This window comes from Stenotrophomonas sp. GW821-FHT02D01, from assembly GCF_059421765.1.
Genome location: NZ_JBWKVP010000006.1, coordinates 93,315 through 116,580, shown reverse-complemented (window position 1 = coordinate 116,580; position 23,266 = coordinate 93,315). Strand labels below are relative to the sequence as shown.

Sequence of the window (23,266 nt, the reverse complement as noted above, 5' to 3'; positions counted from 1 at the left end):
AGGGGAGGGCGGCTTACAGGCCAGCCCAGGCTTCCACTTCCTCGACGAAGTGGTGCACGTCGAGGTAGCGGTTGTAGAGCGGGGTGGGCGAGATGCGGATGACGTCCGGTTCGCGCCAGTCACCCAGCACGCCGATGGCGCGCAGGTGTTCGAACAGGGCGCGTCCACGCTCGCGGCCACCGATCACCCGCAGCGACAGCTGGCAGCCGCGGCGCTCCGGCTCGGCCGGGGTGACGATCTCCAGCACCTGCGGCAGGCGCGCGCGTACCAGTGCGTCGAGCATGCCGGTCAGTGCCAGCGACTTGCTGCGCAGCGATTCCATGCCGGCACGTTCGAACAGGTCCAGCGATGCCCGCAGCGGTGCCAGGCCGAGGATCGGCGGGTTGCTCAGCTGCCATCCCTCGGCACCGACCGCCGGCGTGAACTGCGGTGCCATCTGGAAGCGGGTGGCTTCGTCGTGGCCCCACCAGCCGGCAAAGCGCGGCAGCGTGGTGTCGCGATGATGGCGCTCGTGCACGAAGGCACCGGCCACTGCGCCGGGGCCGCTGTTGAGGTACTTGTAGTGGCACCACACGGCAAAATCCGGCGCGATGTCATGCAGGCGCAGCGGCAGGTTGCCGACCGAGTGCGCCAGGTCGAAGCCGATGCGCGCACCCTGCAGGCGAGCGGCGCGGGTGATCGCATCGAGGTCGAAGGCCTGGCCGCTGCGGTATTGCACGCCGGGCCACAGCACCAGCGCCAGGCGCGGACCGTGCGCGGCGATCGCGCGTTCGACGGCGGTCATCGAGATCGTGCCGTTGGCTTCATCCGGCTGCACTTCCACCAGGCAGTCGGCCGGGTCGAAGCCATGGAAGCGGATCTGTGCCTCCACCGCATGGCGGTCGGTCGGGAACGCACCGGCTTCCATCAGGATCACCGGGCGTTCGGCCGTGGGCCGGTAGAAGCTGACCATCATCAGGTGCAGGTTCACGCTCAGCGTGTTCATTGCCACCACTTCGCTGGGCAGCGCACCGACCACGCGGGCCAGCTGTGCGCTGACCAGGCGGTGGTACGACAGCCATTGGGTCGGCCCGGTGAAGTGGCCTTCCACCGCCAGTTCGCCCCACTGCTTCATCACTTCCTGCACTGCAGCCTGTGCGCCGCGTGGCTGCAGGCCCAACGAGTTGCCGACGAAGTAGGTCTGCTCACCGCCACCGTGGCGCGGAATCAGGAATTCCTGCCGCAGCGGCCGCAGCGGATCGGCGGCATCAAGGGCAATGGCGTGGGTGCGGCTGAGCAGGTCGGACATGGTCGGGCAACAGGCTGCAACGGGGTTGCCAGTGTAGCGCCTGGGGCATCACCCGGTAGCTGCGCACCCAGCGCCAGCGCCGCATGATCCGGTAGTGGCCAACCTTGGTTGGCGCACGTGCGAACAAGCGCCCACCAAGGTGGGCATCTACCGGGGGCGGAGCGCCGTCAGGCCGCCACTGGCGCCGGCAACGGATCCACGTGGCCGCACGCGCTGCAGGTGCGCAGCTCCAGGCTGGCCTGGTAGTGCGCGAACACCTTCGGCAGGTCGGTCTCGATGTTCTGCAGCGTGAAGTACTCTTCGTGCAGCTTGTGGTTGCAGCGTTCGCAATGCCAGATCACGCCGTCGCGTTCATGCGGCAGGCGCTTGCGTTCCACCACCAGGCCGATGCCACCGGGCGGGCGCCGCGGTGAGTGCGGCACCTTGCCCGGCAGCAGGAAGATTTCGCCGGCACGGATCGGGATATCGCGCACCGCGCCATCCTCCTGCACCTTCAGCACCATCTCGCCTTCCAGCTGATAGAACCACTCCGGGCCTTCGTCGTAGTGGAAATCGGTGCGGCTGTTCGGCCCGCCGACCACCATCACGATGAAATCGCCGTTGTCGATCATCTTGTTGCCGACCGGCGGCTTCAACAGATGCCGGTTTTCCTCGATCCAGCCCAGCAGGTTGATGGGGGAGGCAAGCATGGGGGTGTCCGTAAGGGAGGGTCAGTCGCGCCGGCCGCGGCGCGGAACGTAGGACAGGGCCTTCTCGTAGGCCGGCTGCAGTTCTTCCGGTGCGCCCACGTCGATGCCCATTTCGCGCACGCGGCCGTCCTTCAGGCTGTACACCCAGCCGTGCACCATCAGCTTCTGGCCGCGGGCCCAGGCATCCTGCACGATCGTCGAGCGGCAGGCGTTGACCACCTGCTCGATCACGTTCAGTTCGCACAGGCGGGCATGCTTCAGCTCCGGCTCCTCGATCGCATCCATGATCGCGGCGTGCTTCTGTGCCACGTCACCGACATGGCGCAGCCAGTTGTCGGCCAGGCCCACCCGCGTGTTGTTCAGGCTGGCGTGCACGCCGCCGCAGCCGTAATGGCCAACGATCAGGATGTGCTTCACCTTCAGCTGGTCCACGGCGTACTGGATCACGCTGAGGCAGTTCAGGTCGGTATGCACCACCACGTTGGCCACGTTGCGATGCACGAACACCTCACCCGGGGCCATGCCGATGATCTGGTTGGCTGGCACGCGCGAGTCGGAACAGCCGATCCACAGGTATTCCGGATGCTGCTGCTTGGCCAGCTGATGGAAGAAGTCCGGATCTTCCTTCTCGATCCGGTCAGCCCATTCGCGGTTGTTCTGCAGCAGCTTGTGGATGTCTTTCATGTTCGGGGTCCCTGACGTCGGGTGGGGGCAAGGCGCGGCCGTTCTGGTCGCGTCGTCGCGGGAAACAGAGCGCTCAGCTGCCTGCGGCGGCTTCGTCGCGATACCGGCGCATCCACTGCGCCAGTTCGGTGGAATGGGGATTGTCCAGGCGTTCCAGTTCGGCCATCACCGCCTGCTGGTTGGCCTCGGGGTGGTTCTGGCTCAGCTTCAGCGTCAGCTGCACCTGTTCGACGGTAAAACGGAAGCCGACGATGCCGCGCAGCTGGCGGCGGTGGTCGTCACGCTCGGGTTCGAACCGCCAGTCCTGGCCGACGCTGGCTTCGAAGTGGTCGCCGGTATCGCTGACCAGCTGGGCCAGGGCATCGGTATCGTCGAAGGGCTGCAACTGGCCGCGCAGCTCGGCGGCGGCGTAGTTCCAGGTGGGCACCCGTGCCATCGGTTCCTTGTCCGGGTACCAGCTGGCCGATACATAGCCATGCGGCCCGTCCACCAGCACCTTGGCCGCACCGCTGTGGCGTGCCTGCGGGTTGGCACGGGCCCAGTGGCCGCGCAGCTCGATGTGGTCGCCGTTGCGCTGGTACAGCACCGGCAGCCGGGTCAGTTCCGGCAGGCCATCGCCACCGGCGGTCAGCACGGTGACGAATGGATCACGCGCCAGCAGGCGATCCAGCCACAGCAGGTCGGTCTCGGCGAAAGCGCGCGGGGCGAACATCGGTTGGCCTCAGGCGCGGCTGCCGAGCGACTGCACCATGCGCCCGCGCAGGCCTTCGTCGCTGCCTGCCTGCGGTGGCTGCACTTCATGCAGCGAGAAGCCGCGCACCAGCGCATCTTCTTCATCCAGGCCGTCGTACTCGACGAACTCGGCATCGAACAGCTGCGAGCGTGCAGTGTCTTCGCTGTCGTAGCTCAGCGTATTGCCATCGCTGTCCAGCACTTCGGCAGTGCCGGCCTCGCGGATGCGCAGGCGCGCCCAGATCAGGGTGTTGCCGAGGCTGGCCAGCCACCAGCTGTCGCGGACGTGGGAAAGGTCGTTCATGTGTGTCTTACCAGAGCGAGGCCAGCCAGAGCAGGGCAGCCATGCCCAGTCCGGCCAGCAGGGTCAGCAGCGATACCCAGGCGGGCGTCGCCAGCCCGGACAGCGAGCGGTCCGGCTGGGTGCGGTATTCGCGCCGCAGCAGCCAGCCCAGCGCATCGGGCTTGAGGAAGGCGCCACTGCCGAAGCGCTGCGCCAGCGCCGGATGGCGATCGCGCACATGCACCAGGGTCAGCGGCCAGAAAATCACGAAGGCACTGAACCCGGCCACTGCAACGCCGACGAAACACAGGGCGAAGAACAGGGTCATGGGGGCAGTACCTCCGTGGTCGTGCGTGTGGGCTTAGAAGTCCGCGCTGCCCGGGGCGCGCGGGTAGGGGATCGCATCGCGGATGTTGGACAGACCGCAGACGTACACCACCAGGCGCTCGAAGCCCAGGCCGAAGCCGGCGTGCGGTACCGAGCCGTAGCGGCGGAAATCGCGGTACCAGCTGTAGTGCTCGCGATCCAGGCCGAACTGCGCCATGCGTGCATCCAGCACGTCCAGGCGCTCTTCGCGCTGGCTGCCACCGATGATCTCGCCGATGCCCGGGGCCAGCACGTCCATCGCCGCGACGGTCTTGCCGTCATCGTTCAGGCGCATGTAGAAGGCCTTGATGTGCTCGGGGTAGTTGGTCACCACCACCGGGCGACCGACGTGTTCCTCGGTCAGCCAGCGCTCGTGCTCGGTCTGCAGGTCCAGGCCCCATTCGACCGGGAAGTCGAACTTCTTTCCGGACTTCTGCAGCAGGCTGACCGCATCGGTGTAATCGATGCGTTCGAACGGCGCGTTGATGAAGTCTTCCAGCTTGGTGATCGCGTTCTTGTCCACGCGCTCGGCGATGAAGGCCAGGTCGTCGCCGCGCTCGTTGAGCACCGCGCGGAACAGGTACTTCAGGAATTCCTCGGCCAGGCGTGCGTCTTCGGCCAGGTCGGCGAAGGCGATTTCCGGCTCGATCATCCAGAACTCCGCCAGGTGGCGGGTGGTGTGGCTGTTCTCGGCGCGGAAGGTCGGGCCGAAGGTGTACACCTTGCTCAGCGCCAGGCAGTAGGCCTCGACGTTCAGCTGGCCGGACACGGTCAGGAAGGTTTCCTTGCCGAAGAAGTCGCGGCTGAAGTCGATCCCGCCCTGGGCGTCACGCGGCAGGTTCACCATGTCCAGGGTGGACACGCGGAACATCTGGCCGGCGCCTTCGGCGTCGGAGGTGGTGATGATCGGGGTGCTGATCCAGTTGAAGCCGTTCTCGTGGAAGAAGCGGTGCACGGCCTGGGCCAGGCAGTTGCGGATGCGGGTGACCGCGCCGAACAGGTTGGTGCGCGGGCGCAGGTGCGCCACTTCACGCAGGAACTCCGGCGTCATCGGCTTGGGCTGGATCGGGTAGGTGAGCGGGTCTTCGACCCAGCCGACCACCTCGACCGCGCTGGCCTGGATCTCGAACGACTGGCCCTTGCCCTGCGACTTCACCAGCGTGCCGGTGGCCACCAGCGAGCAGCCGGTGGTCAGGCGCTTGATCTCGTCGAAGTTGGCCAGCCCGTCGCCGGCCACGACCTGGATCGGGGCGAAGCAGGAACCGTCGGTCACATTCACGAAAGCCAGATTTGCTGAACCGCGCACCGTGCGCACCCAACCGCGTACCGTGACTTCGCCACCTTCCGGGATCTTCCCGGCAAGCGCATGTTCAACGCTGACCACCGTCATGACTTGAATCCTCTGCTGATCGACTCGATCTATGAACACGGGAGTTTACCGGTTGCAGCGTTCTGCTTGCGAGGCATTTCTGCGGTCATCGGCTCCCTATAATGTCCCGGTACCTCTGGAGTGATCCACCATGGCTGTCAGCCTGACCCCTATTGCCTTCGAGCGCGTGCAGCGCTTCGTCGCCCAGACCCCCGGCGCGCTGGGCCTGCGTTTTGGCGTGACCAAGACCGGCTGCTCGGGCTGGGGCCACATCACCGACCTGGCCCGCGACGAGCGCGCGGACGACACCGTGTTCGACCAGGACGGGGTGAAGATCTATGTCGACGCCAAGAGCCTGGCCCTGGTGGACGGCACCGTGATCGACTTCGGCAAGCACGGCCTGAGCGAGACCTTCACGTTCAGCAACCCGAATGCCACCGCCGAGTGCGGCTGCGGCGAGAGCTTCACAACCGACGCCGACAAGGCCTGAGCCCCGCTTGGGTGGGTGCTGACCTTGGTTGGCACCGACGTTGGAGCGCCCCTTGCCGTGGTCAACGGTGGTTGCGGCAGGCATCCCAGGCCAGCAACGCGCCGGCTATCGTCAGGCAGGCCGCCGCATAGCTACCTGGCAACCCTGTGGCTTCGCGCAGAAGATGCATCAGCAGTGCCGCCACCAAGCTCAGAGAGCCCAGGGCCGTAGCGCCGCTGATCGGGCCGTTGCCCACACGGAACAGGCGTCCATCGTCGCGGTTGATCCAGCGTCGGATTCGTGTGAGGCGGTCCATGGCTGGACGTTAGCGCAGAGGATCCACGGATGGAACGACCGGTTTTTGCTTATTCTCCCAACGCCTACGCGATCTCCTTCGAGGAGGTGGCGGGTGTCTGCGATTGCTGTGGCGAGCCGCGAACGCTGCGCTACCTGTGCAGCTTCCATTGTGCCGGCGATGCGCCGGACTACCTGTGCCCCTGGTGCATCGCCGATGGCCGGGCGGTTGAGCGTTTCCAGGGCGATTTCATCGGCTGGAGCGACATCGAGGGCGTGTCGCCGGACCCGGCCGATCCGCCGCCGACCATTCCCCGCGAGCAGTTGCTGGAGATCTGCGAGCGTACCCCGGGTTACTTCTCCTGGCAGCAGCCGGTCTGGCTGACCCACTGCAATACTCCTTGTGCCTTCCTGGGCTATGCCGGCCGTGATGACCTGGCGCCGATCCTGGACGAGGTCCGGCCCGACGTGGAAGCGGTCAACCCGCGTGATGCTGGCTGGGTGCTGCAGCACCTGACTCGTGAGGGGATGTTGGTGGGGTGCCTGTTCCAGTGCCTGCAATGCGGCCAGCACCGCCTGCATGTGGATCTGGGGTAGTTCAGGTAATTGAATTTTAAGGGAATGTTTTGGATTTCGGGGCGCTTCCTGCGGACCCTCGGTGGACCCTGAAGGTCCGTGCCTTGTTCACGCCCCCCAATCTGCGCCATAATGCGCGGCTTCCTGCCTCCCTGGCAGGATCCCTTGCCCCACCGCGGTATCAACGGCGGGGGGCTGTCCGGCCGCAAGGCCACATCCGAAAGGTAGAAAAACATGAGTCGTCATTACGAAATCGTGTTCATGGTCCACCCGGACCAGAGCGAGCAGGTCCCGGCCATGATCGAGCGCTACAAGTCGCTGGTCGAGAACGGCAACGGCACCATCCACCGTCTGGAAGACTGGGGCCGCCGCCAGCTGGCGTACCCGATCCAGAACCTGGTGAAGGCGCACTACGTGCTGCTGAACATCGAAGTCGACCAGGCCGTGCTGACCGAGCTGACCGAAAGCTTCCGCTTCAACGACGCCGTCCTGCGCAACCTGGTCATCAAGCGTGACGAGGCTGACACCGAGCAGTCGCTGATCATGAAGAGCAAGGACGAGAAGGGCGACAAGCCCGAGCGTGGTGAGCGTCGTCGTCGTGATGACGAAGAAGGCGAAACCACCCCCGCCGCTGACAACGATGCCGGCGACGACGCCGCTTCGGCCGCCTAAGGAGCACTGACATGTCCAAGTTCTTCCGTCGCCGCAAGTTCTGCAAGTTCACGGCCGAAGGTGTCAAGGAGATCGACTACAAGGATCTCAACACCCTGCGCCAGTACCTGACCGAGAACGGCAAGATCGTGCCGAGCCGCGTCACCGGTACCAAGTCGAAGTACCAGCGTCAGCTGGCGACCGCCGTCAAGCGCGCTCGCTTCCTGGCCCTGATTCCGTACACCGACAACCACGACGTCTGATGCCGGCGGGGCAGCTTCGCGCTGCCCCCGCTGTGCCAGCTATTCGGACAGCCTTTGTTGCGGGGCCCGCGCCTCGCTAACGAATAACTTATCTGGAGCAATACCATGCAGCTGATCCTCCTGCAGAAAGTCACCAACCTCGGCAACCTGGGCGACCTGGTCGACGTGAAGCCGGGCTACGGCCGTAACTTCCTCGTGCCGCAGGGCAAGGCCGTTCCGGCCACCGAGAGCAACAAGGCCGAGTTCGAAGCCAAGCGCGCTGATTACGAAGCCAAGGCCCAGTCCATCCACGCTGAAGCCGAAGCCCGCAAGGCCAAGCTGGAAGGCGCGAGCGTGACCGTCGCCGCCAACGCTTCGACCGAAGGCAAGCTGTACGGCTCGGTCGGCGCGCGCGAAATCGCCGATGCCTTCACCGCTGCCGGCCTGGCGCTGAGCAAGAGCGAAGTCATCCTGGGCGAAGGCGCCTTCCGCAACATTGGCGAGTACGAAGTCCTGGTGCACCTGCACGCGGACGTCGAGACCACCGTCAAGGTCGTGGTTGAAGCCGAAAAGGCCTGATCCCACGCCGCAAGGCCTGGTATCACCAGAACGGGCGCCCGCAAGGGTGCCCGTTTTGTTTTGGGGCGGCCCGTCCGGCCGGGCCGGTGCTTGGCCTGCCGCGCCCGTGCCGATAGATCCTGGATGAATCCATGAAGATCAATGCGTTGGTCTCATTTTCCGGACCCGGGTCGGTTTACGGGGCGGCCTCCGGCAGAGCCGGGAAGCACGAGCGGGCGTGAGCGCTGAGTCTCCTCCCACGGTCATCCCGCCCGTGGAACATTGGCCCCGCTATACTCATTCCATTGCGTCACCCTTGGCCTTGTTGAATTCTTTTGAAATCAAGGGCTTGAGGTGCTGGCTGACCTGACATCCACTATGGTGGCGGCCGTAAGGCCCTTGCCCGGAACCCAATCACGCCATGCGTCTTTCCACGATCAAGCTGTCCGGCTTCAAGTCCTTCGTCGATCCGACCACCCTGCACCTGCCGACCAACATGACCGGCGTGGTGGGCCCCAATGGCTGCGGCAAGTCGAACATCATCGATGCGGTGCGTTGGGTCATGGGCGAAAGTTCGGCCAGCCGCCTGCGTGGTGACTCGCTCACCGACGTGATCTTCTCCGGTTCCAATGCCCGCAAGCCGGTCTCGCAGGCCACCGTCGAGCTGATCTTCGACAACTCCGACCACACGATCTCCGGCGAGTACGCCTCGTTCAACGAGATCTCGGTCAAGCGCACCGTCAGCCGTGACGGCAGCAGCAACTATTACCTCAACGGCACCAAGTGCCGCCGTCGCGACATCACCGACCTGTTCCTTGGCACCGGCCTGGGCCCGCGCAGTTACTCGATCATCGAGCAGGGCATGATCAGCCAGATCATCGAGGCGCGCCCGGAAGACCTGCGCGTGTACTTGGAAGAGGCCGCCGGCATCTCCAAGTACAAGGAACGCCGCAAGGAAACCGAGACCCGCATCCGCCACACCCGCGAGAACCTGGACCGTCTTGGCGACCTGCGCGAGGAAATCACCAAGCAACTCGAGCACCTCAAGCGGCAGGCCAAGCAGGCCGAGCAGTACCAGGCGTTGCAGGAAGAACGCCGGGTCAAGGATGCGGAGTGGAAGGCGCTGGAATACCGTGGCCTTGATGGTCGCCTGTCCAAGCTGCGCGAAGGGCTGTCGCAGGAAGAAACCAAGCTGCAGCAGCTGATTGCCGACCAGCGCGACGCCGAGGCGCGGATCGAGACTTCCCGCGTGCGCCGTGAGGAGGCTGCCGACGCGCTCAATGCTGCGCAGGCCGAGGTCTACCAGGTGGGCAGCACGCTGGCCCGCCTCGAACAGCAGATCCAGCACCAGCGCGAACTGTCGCAGCGCCTGCACAAGGCGCGCGATGAAACCCGCCAGGCATTGGCCGAACTGGGCCAGCACATCAGCGGCGACGAGGCCAAGCTGATGGTGCTGCGCGAAGCGGTCGATGCGGCTACCCCGCAGCTGGAAGCGCTGCAGGAAGAAAACGAGATCAAGCAGGAAGGCCTGCGTGAGGCCGAAGCGCGGTTGTCCGATTGGCAGCAGCGTTGGGAGCAGCACACCTCGCAGAGCTCGGAAGCCTCGCGCGCCGGCGAGGTCGAGCGCACCCGCGTGGACTACCTGGACAAGCAGATTCTTGATGCCGATCGCCGCCGCGAAGCGCTGGCGGCCGAACGTGCCGGGCTGGACGTGGATGCACTGGATGAAGTCTTCGAGCAGCTGCACCTGCAGCACGATACGCAGAAGGCCGCGCTGGATGAGCTGACCGAGCAGGTCGAGGAGCGCAAGCACGGTGTCGCCGCCGTGCAGGAGCAGCAGCGCAACGGGCAGAACGAGCTGGCCGAGCTGCGCAAGCAGGTCAATGGCCTGCGCGGGCGCCTGTCTTCGCTGGAAACCCTGCAGCAGGCTGCACTCGGCCAGGAGCAGGGCGCGGCGGTGGCGTGGCTGAAGTCGCGTGGGCTGGATTCGGCCGCGCGCGTAGGTGAGCGCCTGGATGTTGATGCGGGTTGGGAAAACGCAGTGGAAAGCGCGCTCGGTCAATTGATCGAAGGCGTGCTGGTCGACGACCCGGCCAACCTGGTCGATGCGTTGGGTGAGCTTGGCGAAGGCCGCATCGCGCTGGTTGCCAATGACGGTGCGGACCTGAAGGTCGCGCCGACCTCGCTGGCTGCACGCGTGCGTGGACCAGCGCCGATACGGCGCCTGCTTGCACGCCTGCACGGCGCGCGTGACCTTGCCGAAGCCAATGCACTGCAGGCCAGCCTGCCCGAGGGCGATTCCATCATCACCCAGGGCGGTGAACGCCTGGGCGAGGGCTGGGTGCGCGTGTCGCGCTCCGGCGCCGCCAAGCAGGGCGCGCTGCTGCGCGAACGCGAAATCAACGAACTGCGCGAGCAGATCGAGCAGCTGCAATCGCGCGAAGCCGAACTGGAAGAACAGCTGGCCGGTTTCCGCGAGCACCTGTTGGCCGCCGAACAGCAGCGCGAGGATGCGCAGCGTGCGCTGTACCTGGCGCACCGCGCGGTGTCCGAACTGGCCGGCCAGCTGCAGGGCCAGCAGGGCAAGGTGGAGGCGGCACGTACGCGCATCGACCGTATCGAAGGCGAGCTCAGCCAGTTGCTGGAGACCCTGGACATCAATCGCGAGCAGGCGCGTGAAGCGCGTGCGCGGTTGGAGAATGCGGTCAACAGCATGGGCGACCTGGAGTCGAACCGGCAGGGCCTGGAGGGCGAACGCCGTCAGTTGACCGAGGCGCGTGATCTGGCCCGCGACGCCGCCCGTGCGGTGCGCGAGCGCTCGCACGCGTTGGCCCTGACCCTGGAATCACAGCGCGCCCAGGTGGCGTCGTTGAGCCAGGCGCTGGAACGCATGAGCACCCAGCGCGGCCAGCTTGATGCACGCCTGGGCGAACTGCATTCGCAGCTGGACGAAGGCGATACCCCGGTCGAGTCGCTGCAGGCCGAGCACCAGAACGCGCTGGAAGAGCGCGTGCGTGCCGATCGCGTGCTGACCGAAGCGCGCACGCTGCTGGATGGCATCGATGCCGAACTGCGCAACTACGAGCAGACCCGCCACCAGCGCGACGAGCAGGCGTTGTCCCAGCGGGAGCGTATCTCGCAGCGCAAGCTGGACCAGCAGGCGCTGGTACTCAGTGCCGAAACCCTGCAGGGCGCAGTGGAGAAGGCCGGTTTCGTGCTGCAGGATGTGATCAACGCGCTGCCCGAAGAGGCGCGCCTGGGCGACTGGGAACAGGCCGTGCACCAGATCGACGGTCGCATGCGCCGGCTGGAGCCGGTCAACCTGGCCGCGATCCACGAGTATGGCGAAGCCTCGCAGCGCTCGGAGTATCTGGATGCCCAGCACGTGGACCTGACCACCGCGCTGGAGACCCTGGAAGATGCGATCCGCAAGATCGACCGCGAAACCCGGGGCCGCTTCAAGGACACCTTCGACCGCGTCAACGCCGGTGTGCAGGCGCTGTATCCGCGCCTGTTCGGCGGCGGCCACGCCTATCTGGAGCTGACCGGCGAAGACCTTCTCGATACCGGCGTGACCATCATGGCGCGTCCCCCGGGCAAGCGCGTGTCGAGCATCTCGCTGCTGTCCGGCGGCGAAAAGGCGATGACCGCCGTGGCGCTGGTGTTTGCGATCTTCCAGCTCAACCCGGCACCGTTCTGCCTGCTGGACGAGGTGGACGCGCCGCTGGATGAAGCCAACGTCGGCCGCCTGGCCAACATGGTCAAGGAAATGAGCGAGAAGGTGCAGTTCCTGTTCGTCAGCCACAACAAGGCCACGATGGAAGCGGCGCACCAGTTGTCGGGCGTGACGATGCGCGAGCCGGGAGTCAGCCGCCTGGTCAGCGTGGACCTGGAAGAAGCCGCGCGATTGGCGGGCGCGGCCTGACGTGCCATCCTAGTTACCTGAATGAACTAGCCGGAGAACCTAACGAATGTCCGACACGGCACTGTTGCGCATCGGCATCCTGGCCGCCGGCCTGCTGTTGGTCGCTGCGATCTTCCTGTTTGGCCGCCCGAAAAAGAAGCCCCAGGGCCGGCGCCTCGATAGCGCCGAACCGACCAGCGGCGAGCGTCGCGAGCCGGTGCTGGGCGAGGATGGCGTGCCTGTGGCCGGCGACCGCGTCGAGCCTGGCATGGGCGAGACGGTCGAGCAGGCCGAACTGGGGCTGCCCGATGTCGATGGCGCGGCCAGCGACCTGGGCAAGCGCGCGACGCAGGATTTCGACAAGATCGTTTCGCTGTTCGTGGCCGCCCGCGCCGGTGAGCAGCTGCGCGGCGAAGACATCGTCGTGGCAGCGGAGAAGACCGGCCTGGTGTTTGGCCACATGAATGTCTTCCACCGGCTGGTGGAGGGTCATCCCGAGCGGGGCCCGATTTTCTCGATGGCCAGCATCATGAAGCCGGGCAGCTTCGACATGGGCAACATCCGCGCCATGGAAACCCCGGCCATCGCCTTCTTCCTGACGCTGCCGGCACCGCTGACCGCGCTGGACGCCTGGGAGAAGATGCTGCCGACCGTGCAGCGCATGGCTGAACTGCTCGATGGCGTGGTGCTGGATGACAGCCGCAACGCGCTCGGCCGCCAGCGCATCGCCCACATCCGTGATGAGCTGCGCGCCTATGACCGCCAGCACCAGGCGCCGCCGCTGACCAAGACCCCGCGCTGGTAAGCGCGGCAGGTCCTGGCGTGCCGACCAACGGTCGGCACCCACAACAGTAGATCCACGCCATGCGTGGATGCGGCGAACCAGGGTTCGCCCCCCACCAGACCAGTAGATCCACGCCATGCGTGGATAGGGTCAGACCGGTACCCCAGCCACCTTCGCGAACGCGTTGCGGAATGCGGCCATGTCCTCTTCGGTGCCCACGGTCACGCGCACGCGCTGCGGCCAGATCGGCCAGCTGCGGCCGATCACCACGCCGTTGTCCGCCATCGCCTTGGCAAAGGCCGCGCCGTCGCGCTGCACATCCACCACGAAGCAGTTCGCTTCGGTCGGCAGGCAGTCAAAGCCACGCTTGCCCAGCCAGGCGATGGTGGCCTGCCGGACCTTGGCGTTCTGCAGACGTCGCTGCGGGATCAACTGCGGGTCGCGCAGGCTGGCCAGTGCCGCTGCAAGGGCGGGCACCGGCAGCGGGTTCTCGCCCAGGCTCGCCAGCTCGCGCAGGCGCTCCGGATGCGCTGCAGCCACGCCAAGACGCAGGCCGGCCATGCCGTACAGCTTGGAGAAGGTGCGCAGCACGATCAGGTCATCGCGCTGGGCCACCTGTGCAATCAGGCTGGGCTGTTCGCTGTACTGCAGATAGGCCTCGTCCAGCAGCACCCGGGTATCTGCGGGCTTGTTGGCCAGCAGCCAGGCCAGCTCGTTGGCCGGACTGATCGAGCCGGTGGGGTTGTTGGGATTGCACACGTACAGCAGGCCGGTCGGCCGCGCGTGCGCGGCGGCCACCATCGCGCGCAGGTCGTGCGCTCCATCGCTGCGCAGCGGCACCTTCTGCACGTGGGCACCACGCGAGGCAGCCATCTCGCCCAGCGTCTCGAAGGTCGGGTCGGCCACCACCAGGCCCGCCTGCGGGCCGGTCCACAGTGTCGCCGCACGGTTCAGCGGTTCGCTGGAGCCCGGATACAGGCGCACGTGGTCGGCGGGAATGCCGGCCTGGGCGATGAATGCGTCGCGCACCTCACCGGCCAGGGCGAAGCGGTAACGGCCGCAGCTGGCGATGCTGTCGCGCGCCGCCTGCTGGGCGGCCGGCGAGGGGCCATAGGGGCATTCGTTGAAGTTCAGCAGCACCGCGCCCGCATCGGCGGGTGGCGGCGCAACGGTCGCCGGCTGTGCCTGGGCCGACCGGGGCAGGCCGCTGCTGGCGAGGGCGAGACCGGCACCGGCCAGCTGCAGGAAGTGGCGACGGGAGGCAGGCAAGGTCACAGGGGACGGTTCCGGAAGGGCGACCGACGCACGCTAGCGCTGGTGGTCAGTGCGGGCAAGGGGGTCCGCAGCGTCTCCAATCATGCGCGACCGTTGCTCGCCGCCAGTCCCGCATGGCCCGGCTCTACAAGGTGCTGCGCGCAGGCGCGGTAGAATTCACGGCCATCCCAGAACCCGCGGATTCCGATGAGCCCCAGCCCCGCCGAACGTGCCGAAGACCTGCGCCGGCAGATCGCCCAGGCCAATCGCGCCTATCACGAGCTGGATGCGCCGGAGATCCCTGACGTCGACTACGACCGCCTGGTGCGCGAGCTGGAGGCGCTGGAGCGCGATCATCCGGAGCTCGCCCGTGTCGACAGCCCGACCCAGCAGGTCGGGGCACGCCCGTCCGGCCGCTTCGCCGAAGTCACCCATGCGGTACCGATGCTGTCGCTGTCCAACGCCTTCAGCGATGAGGAAGTGGCCGACTTCGTGCGCCGCATCGATGAGCGCCTGCGCCGCGGCACCCTGCGTTTTTCCGCCGAACCGAAGATGGACGGCCTGGCGATCAGCCTGCGTTATGAGGACGGTCATTTCGTGCTGGGCGCCACCCGGGGCGATGGCAGCACCGGCGAGGACGTGACCGCCAACCTGCGCGAGATCGGCGACATTCCCAAGCGCCTGAAAGGCAAGGACTGGCCGGATGTGCTGGAAGTGCGCGGCGAGGTCTACATGGCCCGCGCCGACTTCGAGGCCTACAACGAGCGCGCGCGCCTGCACGGTGGCAAGGTGCTGGCCAATCCGCGCAACGCCGCGGCCGGTTCGCTGCGCCAGCTCGACCCGAAGATCAGTGCGCAGCGCAGGCTCAGTTTCTTCACCTACGGTACCGGTGAAGTGCAGGGGGGGGAGCTGCCCGATACGCATTCGGGCAAGCTGGCACAGCTGCGCGAATGGGGCTTCCCGGTCAGCGATCTGTGCCAGGTGGTGGAAGGTAGCGACGGCCTGCTGGCGTACTACCGTGACATCGGCGAGCGTCGCGACGGCCTGGCATTCGACATTGATGGCGTGGTCTACAAGCTCGATGACCGCGCCGGCCAGCAGGCCATGGGCTTCGTGTCGCGCGCACCACGCTGGGCCATCGCGCACAAGTTCCCGGCGCAGGAACAGAGCACTACGCTGGAGGCCATCGAAATCCAGATCGGCCGTACCGGTGCTGCCACCCCGGTGGCGCGCCTTGCGCCGGTCGCGGTGGCTGGGGTGATCGTGTCCAACGCAACCCTGCACAACGCTGACCAGATCGCGCGCCTGGATGTGCGCGTGGGCGACAGTGTGATCGTGCGCCGTGCCGGCGATGTGATTCCGGAAGTGGTCAGCGTCATCCTCGATCGCCGCCCTGCGGGCACCACGCCCTGGCAGATGCCGACCAGCTGCCCGGTGTGCGGCTCGGAAATCGTGCGCGAGGAAGGGGCTGCTGCCTGGCGTTGTTCGGGCGAGCTGTCCTGCCCGGCGCAGCGCAAGGAGGCCATCGCCCACTTCGCTTCACGACGGGCGATGGATATCGACGGCCTTGGCGACAAGTACATCGAAACCCTGGTGGACGCCGGCATCGTCAGGAGCGTGGCCGATCTGTACCGCCTCACCCGCGACCAACTGCTGCACCTGAAGCTGGTGTTGGACGCAGAAGACCCTTCGGCACTCGCGGCCAGCCTGAAACTGCACCTGCCGGCCGAAGGCAGTGGCGCGGTGCTCAACGCTGTGTTGAAACTGGATGGCAACGATACGGGGTGGCGCGCGCAGGCATTGGCGCAGCCGGCGGCCTTCGAATGGAACACGAAGAAGATCGCCACCAAGTGGGCTGACAACCTGATCGCAGCGATCGATGCCAGCCGTGATGCGACGCTGGAGCGACTGCTGTTCGCACTGGGCATCGAGCACGTCGGCGAGAGCACCGCCAAGGCATTGGCATTGTGGTTTGGCGATCTGGCGTTGATCCGCCGTCTGCCGTGGCCGCTGTTCAAGCGCGTGCCCGACATCGGTGGCGAAGTGGCGCGCTCGCTGGGCCATTTCTTCGAACAGGAAGGCAACCAGCAGGCCATCGACGCGCTGCTGCAGGTGGGGCAGGTGCGCATCAGCGACGTGCACCCGCCAAGTGCGAAGCTGCGCGAGGGGCTGGACCTTGCCCAGCTGCTGGTCGAAGCGGAGATTCCCGGCATTACCCGCCTGCGTGCCGAGAAGCTGGTGGCCGCACTGCCCAGCGCGCAGTCGGTGCTGGACGCCGAGCACGGCCAGTTCGTCAATGCCGGCCTGCCCGATGACACCGCGCGCGGCGTCGCCGACTGGCTGGACAGCGAGGGCCATGGCGCGATGTTGCTGGCCGCCGAAGTGGAAATGAAGCACATCCTGGCCACTGCGCCGGCCCTGGCCGAAGTGGTGGCCGGCCCGCTGGACGGGCAGACGGTGGTGCTTACCGGCACGCTGGCCCAGCTCAATCGCGATACCGCCAAGGAGCGTCTGGAGGCGCTGGGCGCCAAGGTGTCCGGCAGCGTGTCGAAGAAGACCAGTTTCGTGGTGGCAGGCACCGAGGCGGGTTCAAAGCTGGACAAGGCGCAATCGCTGGGCCTTCCGGTGTGGGATGAAGAGCGCCTGCTGGCCTACCTGGCCGAACACGAGTGATGAACCGGCCGGGTGCGCAGGCACCCGGCACGCAACCGCAAAGGAACACTGATGCAGACCGCTCCGCTGGATTTCCGCCTGGCCACCCGTGCCGACGAGGAACTGCTGATCGCGCTGATGCGCGATTTCTACGCCGAAGACAAGATCGAATTCGACGATGCGCGCGTACGCCGTGGTGTCGATGCGCTGCTGGCCGATCCGCGCAACGGGGAAGTACTGCTGTGGTTGGACGAGGCCGCGGCCGTCGTTGGCTATGCGGTCATCGCGATGGGCTTCAGCCTGGAGCAGGGCGGCCATTTCATGTTGCTGGACGAGCTCTACCTCAGCCACCGCGCGCGTGGCCGTGGCCGTGGCAAGCGGGCTCTGGCCATCTGCGAACAACGCGCGCGCGGGCGCGGGGTCAGCCGGCTGCGGCTGGAGGTGAACCATCACAACGAACTGGCGCGCCGCCTGTACCTGGCCAGTGGCTACATCGATGACACGCGCGATCTGTTGACCCTGCCGCTGGACCATCCGCGCCCGGAGGGCATCCTGTGAGCGAGGCACTGCTGCGCAGCCTGCAACAGCGTGCCAGCCTCAATGCGCTGGTGCGACGCTTCTTCGCCGAGCGTGGCGTGCTGGAAGTGGAAACGCCGATTCTTTCCGTGGCCGGCAACACCGAGCCGAACATCGACAGCTTCCATACCGATTTCAGCGGCCACGTCGATGCGGGCGGTCGACGCCGCTGGCTGCGCACCTCGCCGGAGTTCCCGCTCAAGCGCCTGCTCGCTGCCGGCGTGGGCGATTGCTATGAGCTCGGCCGGGTGTTCCGCAATGGCGAAGCCGGTGGCCGCCACAATCCCGAGTTCACCATGCTGGAGTGGTATCGGGTTGGCTGGGACCACCATCGATTGCTGCAGGAAACCGCGGAACTGGTGGTGCAGGCACTGGCGCTGGTTGGCCGCAGCGCGACATTGCGCGTGCTGAGCTATCGCGAACTGTTCCAGCAACACGCAGGCGTGGACCCGTTCGATGCCGATGAGGGCCAACTGCGCGCTGCGCTGGGCGAGGTGCACATCGATCCGGTGGGCCTGACCCGCGATGACTGGCTGGATCTGTTGATGACCCACCGTATCCAACCGCATTTCGATGACGCGGTTATGACCGTGGTTCACGACTGGCCCGCCAGCCAAGCGGCACTGGCGCGCATCCGCCCCGGCACACCGCCATTGGCCGAGCGTTTCGAGCTGTACCTGGGCGCGGTGGAACTGGCCAACGGTTATCACGAACTGAAGGATGCGGCTGAACAGCGCGCGCGTTTCCAGCATGACCTGCAGCGTCGCCATGCACGGGGGCAGGTACAGCCCGCGCTGGATGAAGCGTTGCTGCGTGCACTACCTTCAATGCCCGCCTGTGCCGGTGTTGCCGTTGGCATTGATCGCCTGCTGATGGCGATGCACCGCACACCGCGCATCGCCGACGTGCTTGCATTCGATTTCGCCCACGCATGAGCCGATTTCCCCTGGACCTGGCAGGCTGAACGAAAACACGCGTTTGCGCGCTTGATTCAGCAAGCACGATGATGCTCTTATCACAGCCGATACCGCACACTTGCGTCGTGGTTCATCCATTCATGGGGAAGGCTTTGGTCAAGTGGTTTGCGGTCGTAGCGGCACCGATGTACTCCGTGGCGATATGGGGTGGCCTGCTTCCGTCGACCGCATCGGCGCAGTCACTTGGCTATGACAACGAAGTAGTGACCTGCGAATCCCGCGACATGGGTTGGGTGCATTGCGACATCGATGTCAGCAACGGCGTCGACCTGATCCGCCAGTTGTCCAGCAACAGCTGCATCCGTGGCAGCGAGTGGGGCACCGACCGCAGTGGCGTGTGGGTGACACTGGGCTGCCGCGCCGAGTTCCGCGCGCGCCGTGCAGAGAATGATGTCGCGCCCTCGACCGAGGGTCGCAAGCGCCTGGTGCGGCGGGTGGTGCGCTGTGAGTCCAATGGTCGCCCGCAGAGCTGCCCGGTACGCCTGGACGGTGCGCCGGTACGGTTGCTGCGGCAGCTGTCGGTGTTGCCGTGCCGGGAAGGGCAGGGCTGGGGCTACAAGCGCAATGAGGTGTGGACCACCCGGGGTTGCCAGGGTGACTTCGAGGTGGCCGACGAGCAGGGCCGTTTCGTCGACATGCCGCGCCGGCTGACCTGCGAATCCAAGTCCAAGAAGCGCCGCTTCTGTGGCGCCAGCATCTCCACCAGCGCCACCCTCTCCAACCAGCTTTCCAGCACCCCATGCGAGGAAGGCAGCACCTGGGGCTGGAACCGCAACGGCATCTGGGTCGACGGCGGCTGCCGCGCAGAATTCTCGGTGAACTGACCCCGGACGGGGTCCATCCGTGCGTGGCGTGGCCCTACAATGGGGCCATGAATACCGCCACCGACCTCGACTACGCCCGCTACGACCACATCCGCCCGATCCTGTGGACCGGCGATGCCCTGCAACTGCTCGACCAGCGCAAGCTGCCGTTCGTGGTCGAGCATGTGGCCTGCCATGACAGCGATGAGGTGGCTGCCGCCATCCACGCCCTGACCGTGCGCGGTGCGCCGGCCATCGGCATCGCCGCTGCCTGGGGTGTGGTGCTGGCCGCACGTGATGTGCAGGCTGCCGATGGCGCGCATGCCCTGCAGCAGCTGGAACCGGCGCTGCAGCGGCTGAATGCCTCGCGCCCGACCGCGGTCAACCTGGCCTGGGCGCTGGCACGCATGCGACGTTGCCTGAGCGCTGCCGGCGCCGACTGGAAGGCGCTGCTGGAGGCTGAAGCGCAAGCGATCGCCGAAGAAGACCTGGCCGCGAACCGCCACATGGGCGCACTCGGTGCCGGCCTGATCGAGGCCGGCAGCGGCGTGTTGACCCATTGCAATACCGGCTCGCTGGCCACCGCCGGCTTCGGCACGGCGCTGGGCGTGATCCGCGCCGGCATGGCCCAGGACCGCATCGCGCGAGTGTTCGCAGGTGAGACCCGGCCGTGGTTGCAGGGTGCGCGCCTGACCGTATGGGAGCTGCAGCAGGACGGCATCGACGCGACGCTGATCGCCGACTCGGCCGCCTCGCACCTGATGAAGACCGGTGCGGTGCAGTGGGTGATCGTGGGCGCCGACCGCATCTGCGCCAATGGCGATACCGCCAACAAGATCGGCACCTACCAGCTGGCCATCGCGGCCCGCCACCACGGGGTGAAGTTCATGGTCGTGGCGCCGTCCTCGACGGTGGACATGGATACCGTGGACGGCAGCCAGATCGAGATCGAACAGCGCGATCCGGGCGAACTGTACGGCGTGGGGGGCACCCGCACCGTGGCCGAGGGCATCGCCGCCTGGAACCCGGTGTTCGATGTCACCCCGGGCGAGCTGATCGATGCCATTGTGACCGAGCGGGGGGTGATCCTGAACCCGACCGCAGAGAACATGCGTACCGCCTTCGGCGGTTGACGCGGGCAGGGGCGGGTGCCTTTCCGCTGGAAAGGGCTCCGACCCCGGCGTCCGGTAGTGCCGGCCGCTGGCCGGCAACCCCCTAAGTTCCTGATTTGTGCCGGTAAAATCACCGTAAAGGCAGGCGGAAAACGGCCCCGTGTGGTAGAATCCAGCGGTTGAATCGAGGTTCCGGCACGACCACCCCCGGGTGGATGCGCCGGACTGGACCGCTACCAGACAACGGAACCCGAATGGCAGAAACCGCCAAGGAAATCATCCAGGTCAACCTGGAAGACGAGATGCGCAAGAGCTACCTCGATTACGCCATGAGCGTGATCGTGGGGCGCGCGCTGCCAGATGCGCGCGATGGCCTCAAGCCGGTGCATCGTCGTGTGCTGTTTGCGATGAATGAACTCAACGCGCACAGCAACAAGCCCTACTTCAAGTCGGCACGTATCGTCGGTGACGTCATCGGTAAGTACCACCCGCATGGCGACCAGTCGGTGTACGACACGCTGGTGCGATTGGCACAGCCGTTCTCGCTGCGCTACATGCTGGTCGATGGCCAGGGTAACTTCGGTTCGGTCGACGGCGACTCCGCCGCGGCGATGCGATACACCGAGGCGCGCATGTCGCGGCTCGCGCATGAGCTGATGGCGGACATCGACAAGGAAACCGTCGATTTCCAGCCCAACTACGACGAAAAGGAACTGGAGCCGACGGTCATGCCGACCCGGTTCCCGAACCTGCTGGTCAATGGTTCGGCCGGTATCGCGGTGGGCATGGCGACCAACATTCCGCCGCACAACCTCACCGAATCGATCAATGCCTGCATCGCGCTGATCGACAATCCGGAAATCGATATCGACGGCCTGATGGAGTTCATCCCGGGCCCTGATTTCCCGACTGCGGGCATCATCAACGGCACCGCCGGCATCATCGCCGGTTACCGCACCGGCCGTGGCCGCGTGCGCATCCGTGCCAAGGCGGATGTCGAAGTGGCCGACAACGGCCGCGAATCGATCATCGTCACTGAAATTCCTTACCAGGTGAACAAGGCGCGTCTGATCGAGAAGATCGCCGAGCTGGTCAAGGAAAAGAAGATCGAAGGCATCAGCGAGCTGCGCGATGAGTCCGACAAGGACGGCATGCGCATCTACATAGAAATCAAGCGCGGCGAGTCGGCCGAGGTTGTGCTCAACAACCTCTACCAGCAGACCCAGATGGAGTCGGTGTTCGGCATCAACATGGTGGCGCTGGTCGACGGCCGCCCGCAGTTGATGAACCTCAAGCAGATGCTGGAGGCCTTCGTCCGCCACCGTCGCGAAGTGGTTACCCGCCGCACCGTGTTCGAGCTGCGCAAGGCGCGTGCCCGTGCCCACGTGCTGGAAGGCCTGACCGTTGCGCTGGCCAATATCGACGAGATGATCGAACTGATCAAGACCTCGCCGAACCCCACCGAGGCACGCGAGCGCATGCTCGCGCGCCTGTGGGAACCGGGCCTGGTCGGTTCGATGCTCGGCGCCGCCGGTGCCGAAGCCTCGCGTCCCGATGACCTGCCCAAGGGCGTGGGCCTGATCGAAGGCGGCTACCAGCTGACCGAGATCCAGGCGACCCAGATCCTGGAAATGCGCCTGCATCGCCTGACCGGGCTGGAGCAGGACCGCCTGACCGAGGAATACAAGCAGCTGCTGGAAGTGATCGCCGGGCTGATCCATATCCTGGAAGATCCCGATCGCCTGCTGCAGGTGATCCGCGAAGAGCTGATCAACGTGCGCGCGGAGTTCGGTGACGAGCGCCGTACCGAGATCCGCCACAGCGAAGAAGACCTGGACATCCTCGACCTGATCGCCCCGGAAGACGTGGTGGTCACCCTGTCGCATGCCGGTTACGTGAAGCGCCAGCCGGTCAGCGCCTATCGCGCCCAGCGTCGAGGCGGCCGTGGCCGCAGCGCGGCGTCGACCAAGGAAGAGGATTTCATCGAGCAGCTGTGGCTGGTCAACACGCACGACACGCTGCTGACCTTCACCAGTTCGGGCAAGGTGTTCTGGCTGCCGGTCTACCAGCTGCCTGAAGCCGGTTCCAATGCCCGCGGTCGTCCGATCATCAACTGGATCCCGCTGGAGCCGGGCGAACGCGTGCAGGCCGTGCTGCCGGTGCGCGAGTACGCCGATGGCCAGTTCGTGTTCTTCGCCACCAAGAACGGTACGGTCAAGAAGACCCCGCTGGGCGAGTTCGCCTTCCGTCTGGCCCGCGGCAAGATCGCGATCAACCTCGACGAGGGCGATGCCCTGGTCGGCGTCGGCCTGACCGATGGCGAGCGCGACATCCTGCTGTTCGCCTCCAACGGCAAGACCGTGCGCTTCGGTGAAGACAAGGTCCGCTCGATGGGTCGTACCGCTACCGGCGTGCGCGGCATCAGGATGCCGGCCGGCGAGGAAGTGGTCAGCCTGATCGTGGCCGAGAGTGCTGGCGGCATCGAGGACGAGAACGAGGACGACAACGGTGTCGAGGAGGCCATCGCCACGGGCGATGCGCTGATCGAAGGTGCCGACGACGCCAACCTGCGTTACATCCTCACCGCCACCGAAAACGGCTACGGCAAGCGCACCCCGCTGCCGGACTACCCGCGCAAGGGTCGTGGCACGCAGGGCGTCATCGGCATCCAGACCACCGAGCGCAACGGCAAGCTGGTTGCCGCGGTGCTGATGGGTACCGACGATGAAGTCCTGTTGATCTCCGATGGCGGCACCCTGGTGCGCACCCGTGGCTCGGAAATCAGCCGCGTCGGCCGCAACACCCAGGGCGTGACCCTGATCCGCCTGTCCAAGGACGAGAAGCTGCAGGCGGTGGAGCGCATGGATGCCTCGATCGACGAGGACGAGGACGAGGTGGCCGCCGCCGCCCCGGCCACGACCGACGGCGCACCGGCTGCTGCCAGCAGCGAGGACGCCGCGCAGGAGTGATCCTGCCGCGATGCTGAGGTACCCGACGACGCCG

General features: G+C 66.2%; 22 protein-coding genes. 13 read left to right on the top strand and 9 right to left on the bottom strand.

Annotated features, from left to right (window positions below; genetic code table 11):
- Nucleotides 1–13: 13 nt before the first annotated feature.
- The 7 genes from kynU to asnS all read right to left on the bottom strand — a co-directional run bounded on the left by kynU (nucleotide 14) and on the right by asnS (nucleotide 5,432).
- Nucleotides 14–1,288: a kynureninase gene (gene kynU / locus AC07UW_RS13730; protein ID WP_301867386.1), complete on the bottom strand. Its 1,275-nt coding sequence runs from the start codon at nucleotides 1,286–1,288 to the stop codon at nucleotides 14–16.
- A 167-nt stretch (nucleotides 1,289–1,455) separates the two neighbouring features.
- The gene (locus tag AC07UW_RS13725; protein WP_025876865.1) at nucleotides 1,456–1,977 is read right to left on the bottom strand and encodes a 3-hydroxyanthranilate 3,4-dioxygenase; all 522 of its coding nucleotides are present in this window, start codon (nucleotides 1,975–1,977) and stop codon (nucleotides 1,456–1,458) included.
- Between the two features lie 21 nt (nucleotides 1,978–1,998).
- Nucleotides 1,999–2,661: a carbonate dehydratase gene (gene can / locus AC07UW_RS13720; protein WP_006376530.1), complete on the bottom strand. Its 663-nt coding sequence runs from the start codon at nucleotides 2,659–2,661 to the stop codon at nucleotides 1,999–2,001.
- A 73-nt stretch (nucleotides 2,662–2,734) separates the two neighbouring features.
- Nucleotides 2,735–3,373, bottom strand: coding sequence for an FMN-binding negative transcriptional regulator (locus AC07UW_RS13715; protein WP_313248666.1), 639 nt, complete (start codon nucleotides 3,371–3,373; stop codon nucleotides 2,735–2,737).
- Nucleotides 3,374–3,382: 9 nt separating this feature from the next.
- A complete protein-coding gene (locus tag AC07UW_RS13710; RefSeq protein ID WP_025876872.1) occupies nucleotides 3,383–3,697 on the bottom strand; it encodes a hypothetical protein in 315 nt (104 codons plus the stop codon).
- A 7-nt stretch (nucleotides 3,698–3,704) separates the two neighbouring features.
- The gene (locus tag AC07UW_RS13705) at nucleotides 3,705–4,004 is read right to left on the bottom strand and encodes a hypothetical protein (RefSeq protein WP_006376524.1); all 300 of its coding nucleotides are present in this window, start codon (nucleotides 4,002–4,004) and stop codon (nucleotides 3,705–3,707) included.
- Between the two features lie 33 nt (nucleotides 4,005–4,037).
- Nucleotides 4,038–5,432 (bottom strand): asparagine--tRNA ligase, encoded by a 1,395-nt coding sequence (asnS, locus tag AC07UW_RS13700; protein ID WP_442251937.1) that lies wholly within the window; start codon nucleotides 5,430–5,432, stop codon nucleotides 4,038–4,040.
- A gap of 130 nt (nucleotides 5,433–5,562) precedes the next feature.
- On the opposite strand from asnS, the gene AC07UW_RS13695 reads away from it, so the two are divergent.
- A complete protein-coding gene (locus AC07UW_RS13695) occupies nucleotides 5,563–5,901 on the top strand; it encodes a HesB/IscA family protein (RefSeq protein ID WP_033831500.1) in 339 nt (112 codons plus the stop codon).
- A 61-nt stretch (nucleotides 5,902–5,962) separates the two neighbouring features.
- Here AC07UW_RS13695 and AC07UW_RS13690 read toward each other — a convergent pair whose 3' ends face one another.
- Nucleotides 5,963–6,196: a hypothetical protein gene (locus tag AC07UW_RS13690; RefSeq protein ID WP_478031079.1), complete on the bottom strand. Its 234-nt coding sequence runs from the start codon at nucleotides 6,194–6,196 to the stop codon at nucleotides 5,963–5,965.
- Nucleotides 6,197–6,225: 29 nt separating this feature from the next.
- Here AC07UW_RS13690 and AC07UW_RS13685 point away from each other — a divergent pair, with 29 nt between their 5' ends.
- The 6 genes from AC07UW_RS13685 to zipA all read left to right on the top strand — a co-directional run bounded on the left by AC07UW_RS13685 (nucleotide 6,226) and on the right by zipA (nucleotide 12,910).
- The gene (locus tag AC07UW_RS13685; protein ID WP_495212246.1) at nucleotides 6,226–6,771 is read left to right on the top strand and encodes a CbrC family protein; all 546 of its coding nucleotides are present in this window, start codon (nucleotides 6,226–6,228) and stop codon (nucleotides 6,769–6,771) included.
- A 213-nt stretch (nucleotides 6,772–6,984) separates the two neighbouring features.
- Nucleotides 6,985–7,422 (top strand): 30S ribosomal protein S6, encoded by a 438-nt coding sequence (gene rpsF, locus AC07UW_RS13680; RefSeq protein ID WP_025876882.1) that lies wholly within the window; start codon nucleotides 6,985–6,987, stop codon nucleotides 7,420–7,422.
- 11 nt (nucleotides 7,423–7,433) lie between these two features.
- Entirely contained in the window at nucleotides 7,434–7,664 is a 231-nt protein-coding gene (gene rpsR, locus AC07UW_RS13675; protein WP_002804494.1) for a 30S ribosomal protein S18, read from the top strand.
- A gap of 105 nt (nucleotides 7,665–7,769) precedes the next feature.
- Nucleotides 7,770–8,222, top strand: coding sequence for a 50S ribosomal protein L9 (rplI, locus tag AC07UW_RS13670; RefSeq protein WP_025876905.1), 453 nt, complete (start codon nucleotides 7,770–7,772; stop codon nucleotides 8,220–8,222).
- A 400-nt stretch (nucleotides 8,223–8,622) separates the two neighbouring features.
- Nucleotides 8,623–12,126 carry a chromosome segregation protein SMC gene (gene smc / locus AC07UW_RS13665; RefSeq protein ID WP_495212245.1) on the top strand — a complete coding sequence of 1,168 codons (3,504 nt, stop codon included), beginning with the start codon at nucleotides 8,623–8,625 and terminating at the stop codon, nucleotides 12,124–12,126.
- 46 nt (nucleotides 12,127–12,172) lie between these two features.
- On the top strand, nucleotides 12,173–12,910 hold the full coding sequence (gene zipA, locus AC07UW_RS13660; protein ID WP_025876911.1) for a cell division protein ZipA: 738 nt from the start codon (nucleotides 12,173–12,175) through the stop codon (nucleotides 12,908–12,910).
- Nucleotides 12,911–13,039: 129 nt separating this feature from the next.
- Here zipA and AC07UW_RS13655 read toward each other — a convergent pair whose 3' ends face one another.
- The gene (locus AC07UW_RS13655) at nucleotides 13,040–14,164 is read right to left on the bottom strand and encodes a pyridoxal phosphate-dependent aminotransferase (RefSeq protein ID WP_495212244.1); all 1,125 of its coding nucleotides are present in this window, start codon (nucleotides 14,162–14,164) and stop codon (nucleotides 13,040–13,042) included.
- Between the two features lie 180 nt (nucleotides 14,165–14,344).
- On the opposite strand from AC07UW_RS13655, the gene ligA reads away from it, so the two are divergent.
- From ligA to gyrA, 6 genes are all read left to right on the top strand, one after another.
- Entirely contained in the window at nucleotides 14,345–16,816 is a 2,472-nt protein-coding gene (gene ligA, locus AC07UW_RS13650) for an NAD-dependent DNA ligase LigA (RefSeq protein WP_495212302.1), read from the top strand.
- A gap of 51 nt (nucleotides 16,817–16,867) precedes the next feature.
- Entirely contained in the window at nucleotides 16,868–17,353 is a 486-nt protein-coding gene (locus tag AC07UW_RS13645; protein ID WP_025876917.1) for a GNAT family N-acetyltransferase, read from the top strand.
- On the top strand, nucleotides 17,350–18,306 hold the full coding sequence (epmA, locus tag AC07UW_RS13640; protein ID WP_495212243.1) for an EF-P lysine aminoacylase EpmA: 957 nt from the start codon (nucleotides 17,350–17,352) through the stop codon (nucleotides 18,304–18,306). The genes AC07UW_RS13645 and epmA overlap by 4 nt, the downstream gene beginning before the upstream one ends.
- A 134-nt stretch (nucleotides 18,307–18,440) precedes the next feature.
- The gene (locus tag AC07UW_RS13635) at nucleotides 18,441–19,172 is read left to right on the top strand and encodes a DUF3011 domain-containing protein (protein WP_495212301.1); all 732 of its coding nucleotides are present in this window, start codon (nucleotides 18,441–18,443) and stop codon (nucleotides 19,170–19,172) included.
- 47 nt (nucleotides 19,173–19,219) lie between these two features.
- A complete protein-coding gene (gene mtnA, locus AC07UW_RS13630; protein ID WP_059064602.1) occupies nucleotides 19,220–20,284 on the top strand; it encodes an S-methyl-5-thioribose-1-phosphate isomerase in 1,065 nt (354 codons plus the stop codon).
- 233 nt (nucleotides 20,285–20,517) lie between these two features.
- A complete protein-coding gene (gene gyrA, locus AC07UW_RS13625) occupies nucleotides 20,518–23,232 on the top strand; it encodes a DNA gyrase subunit A (protein WP_223495620.1) in 2,715 nt (904 codons plus the stop codon).
- Nucleotides 23,233–23,266 lie beyond the last annotated feature (34 nt).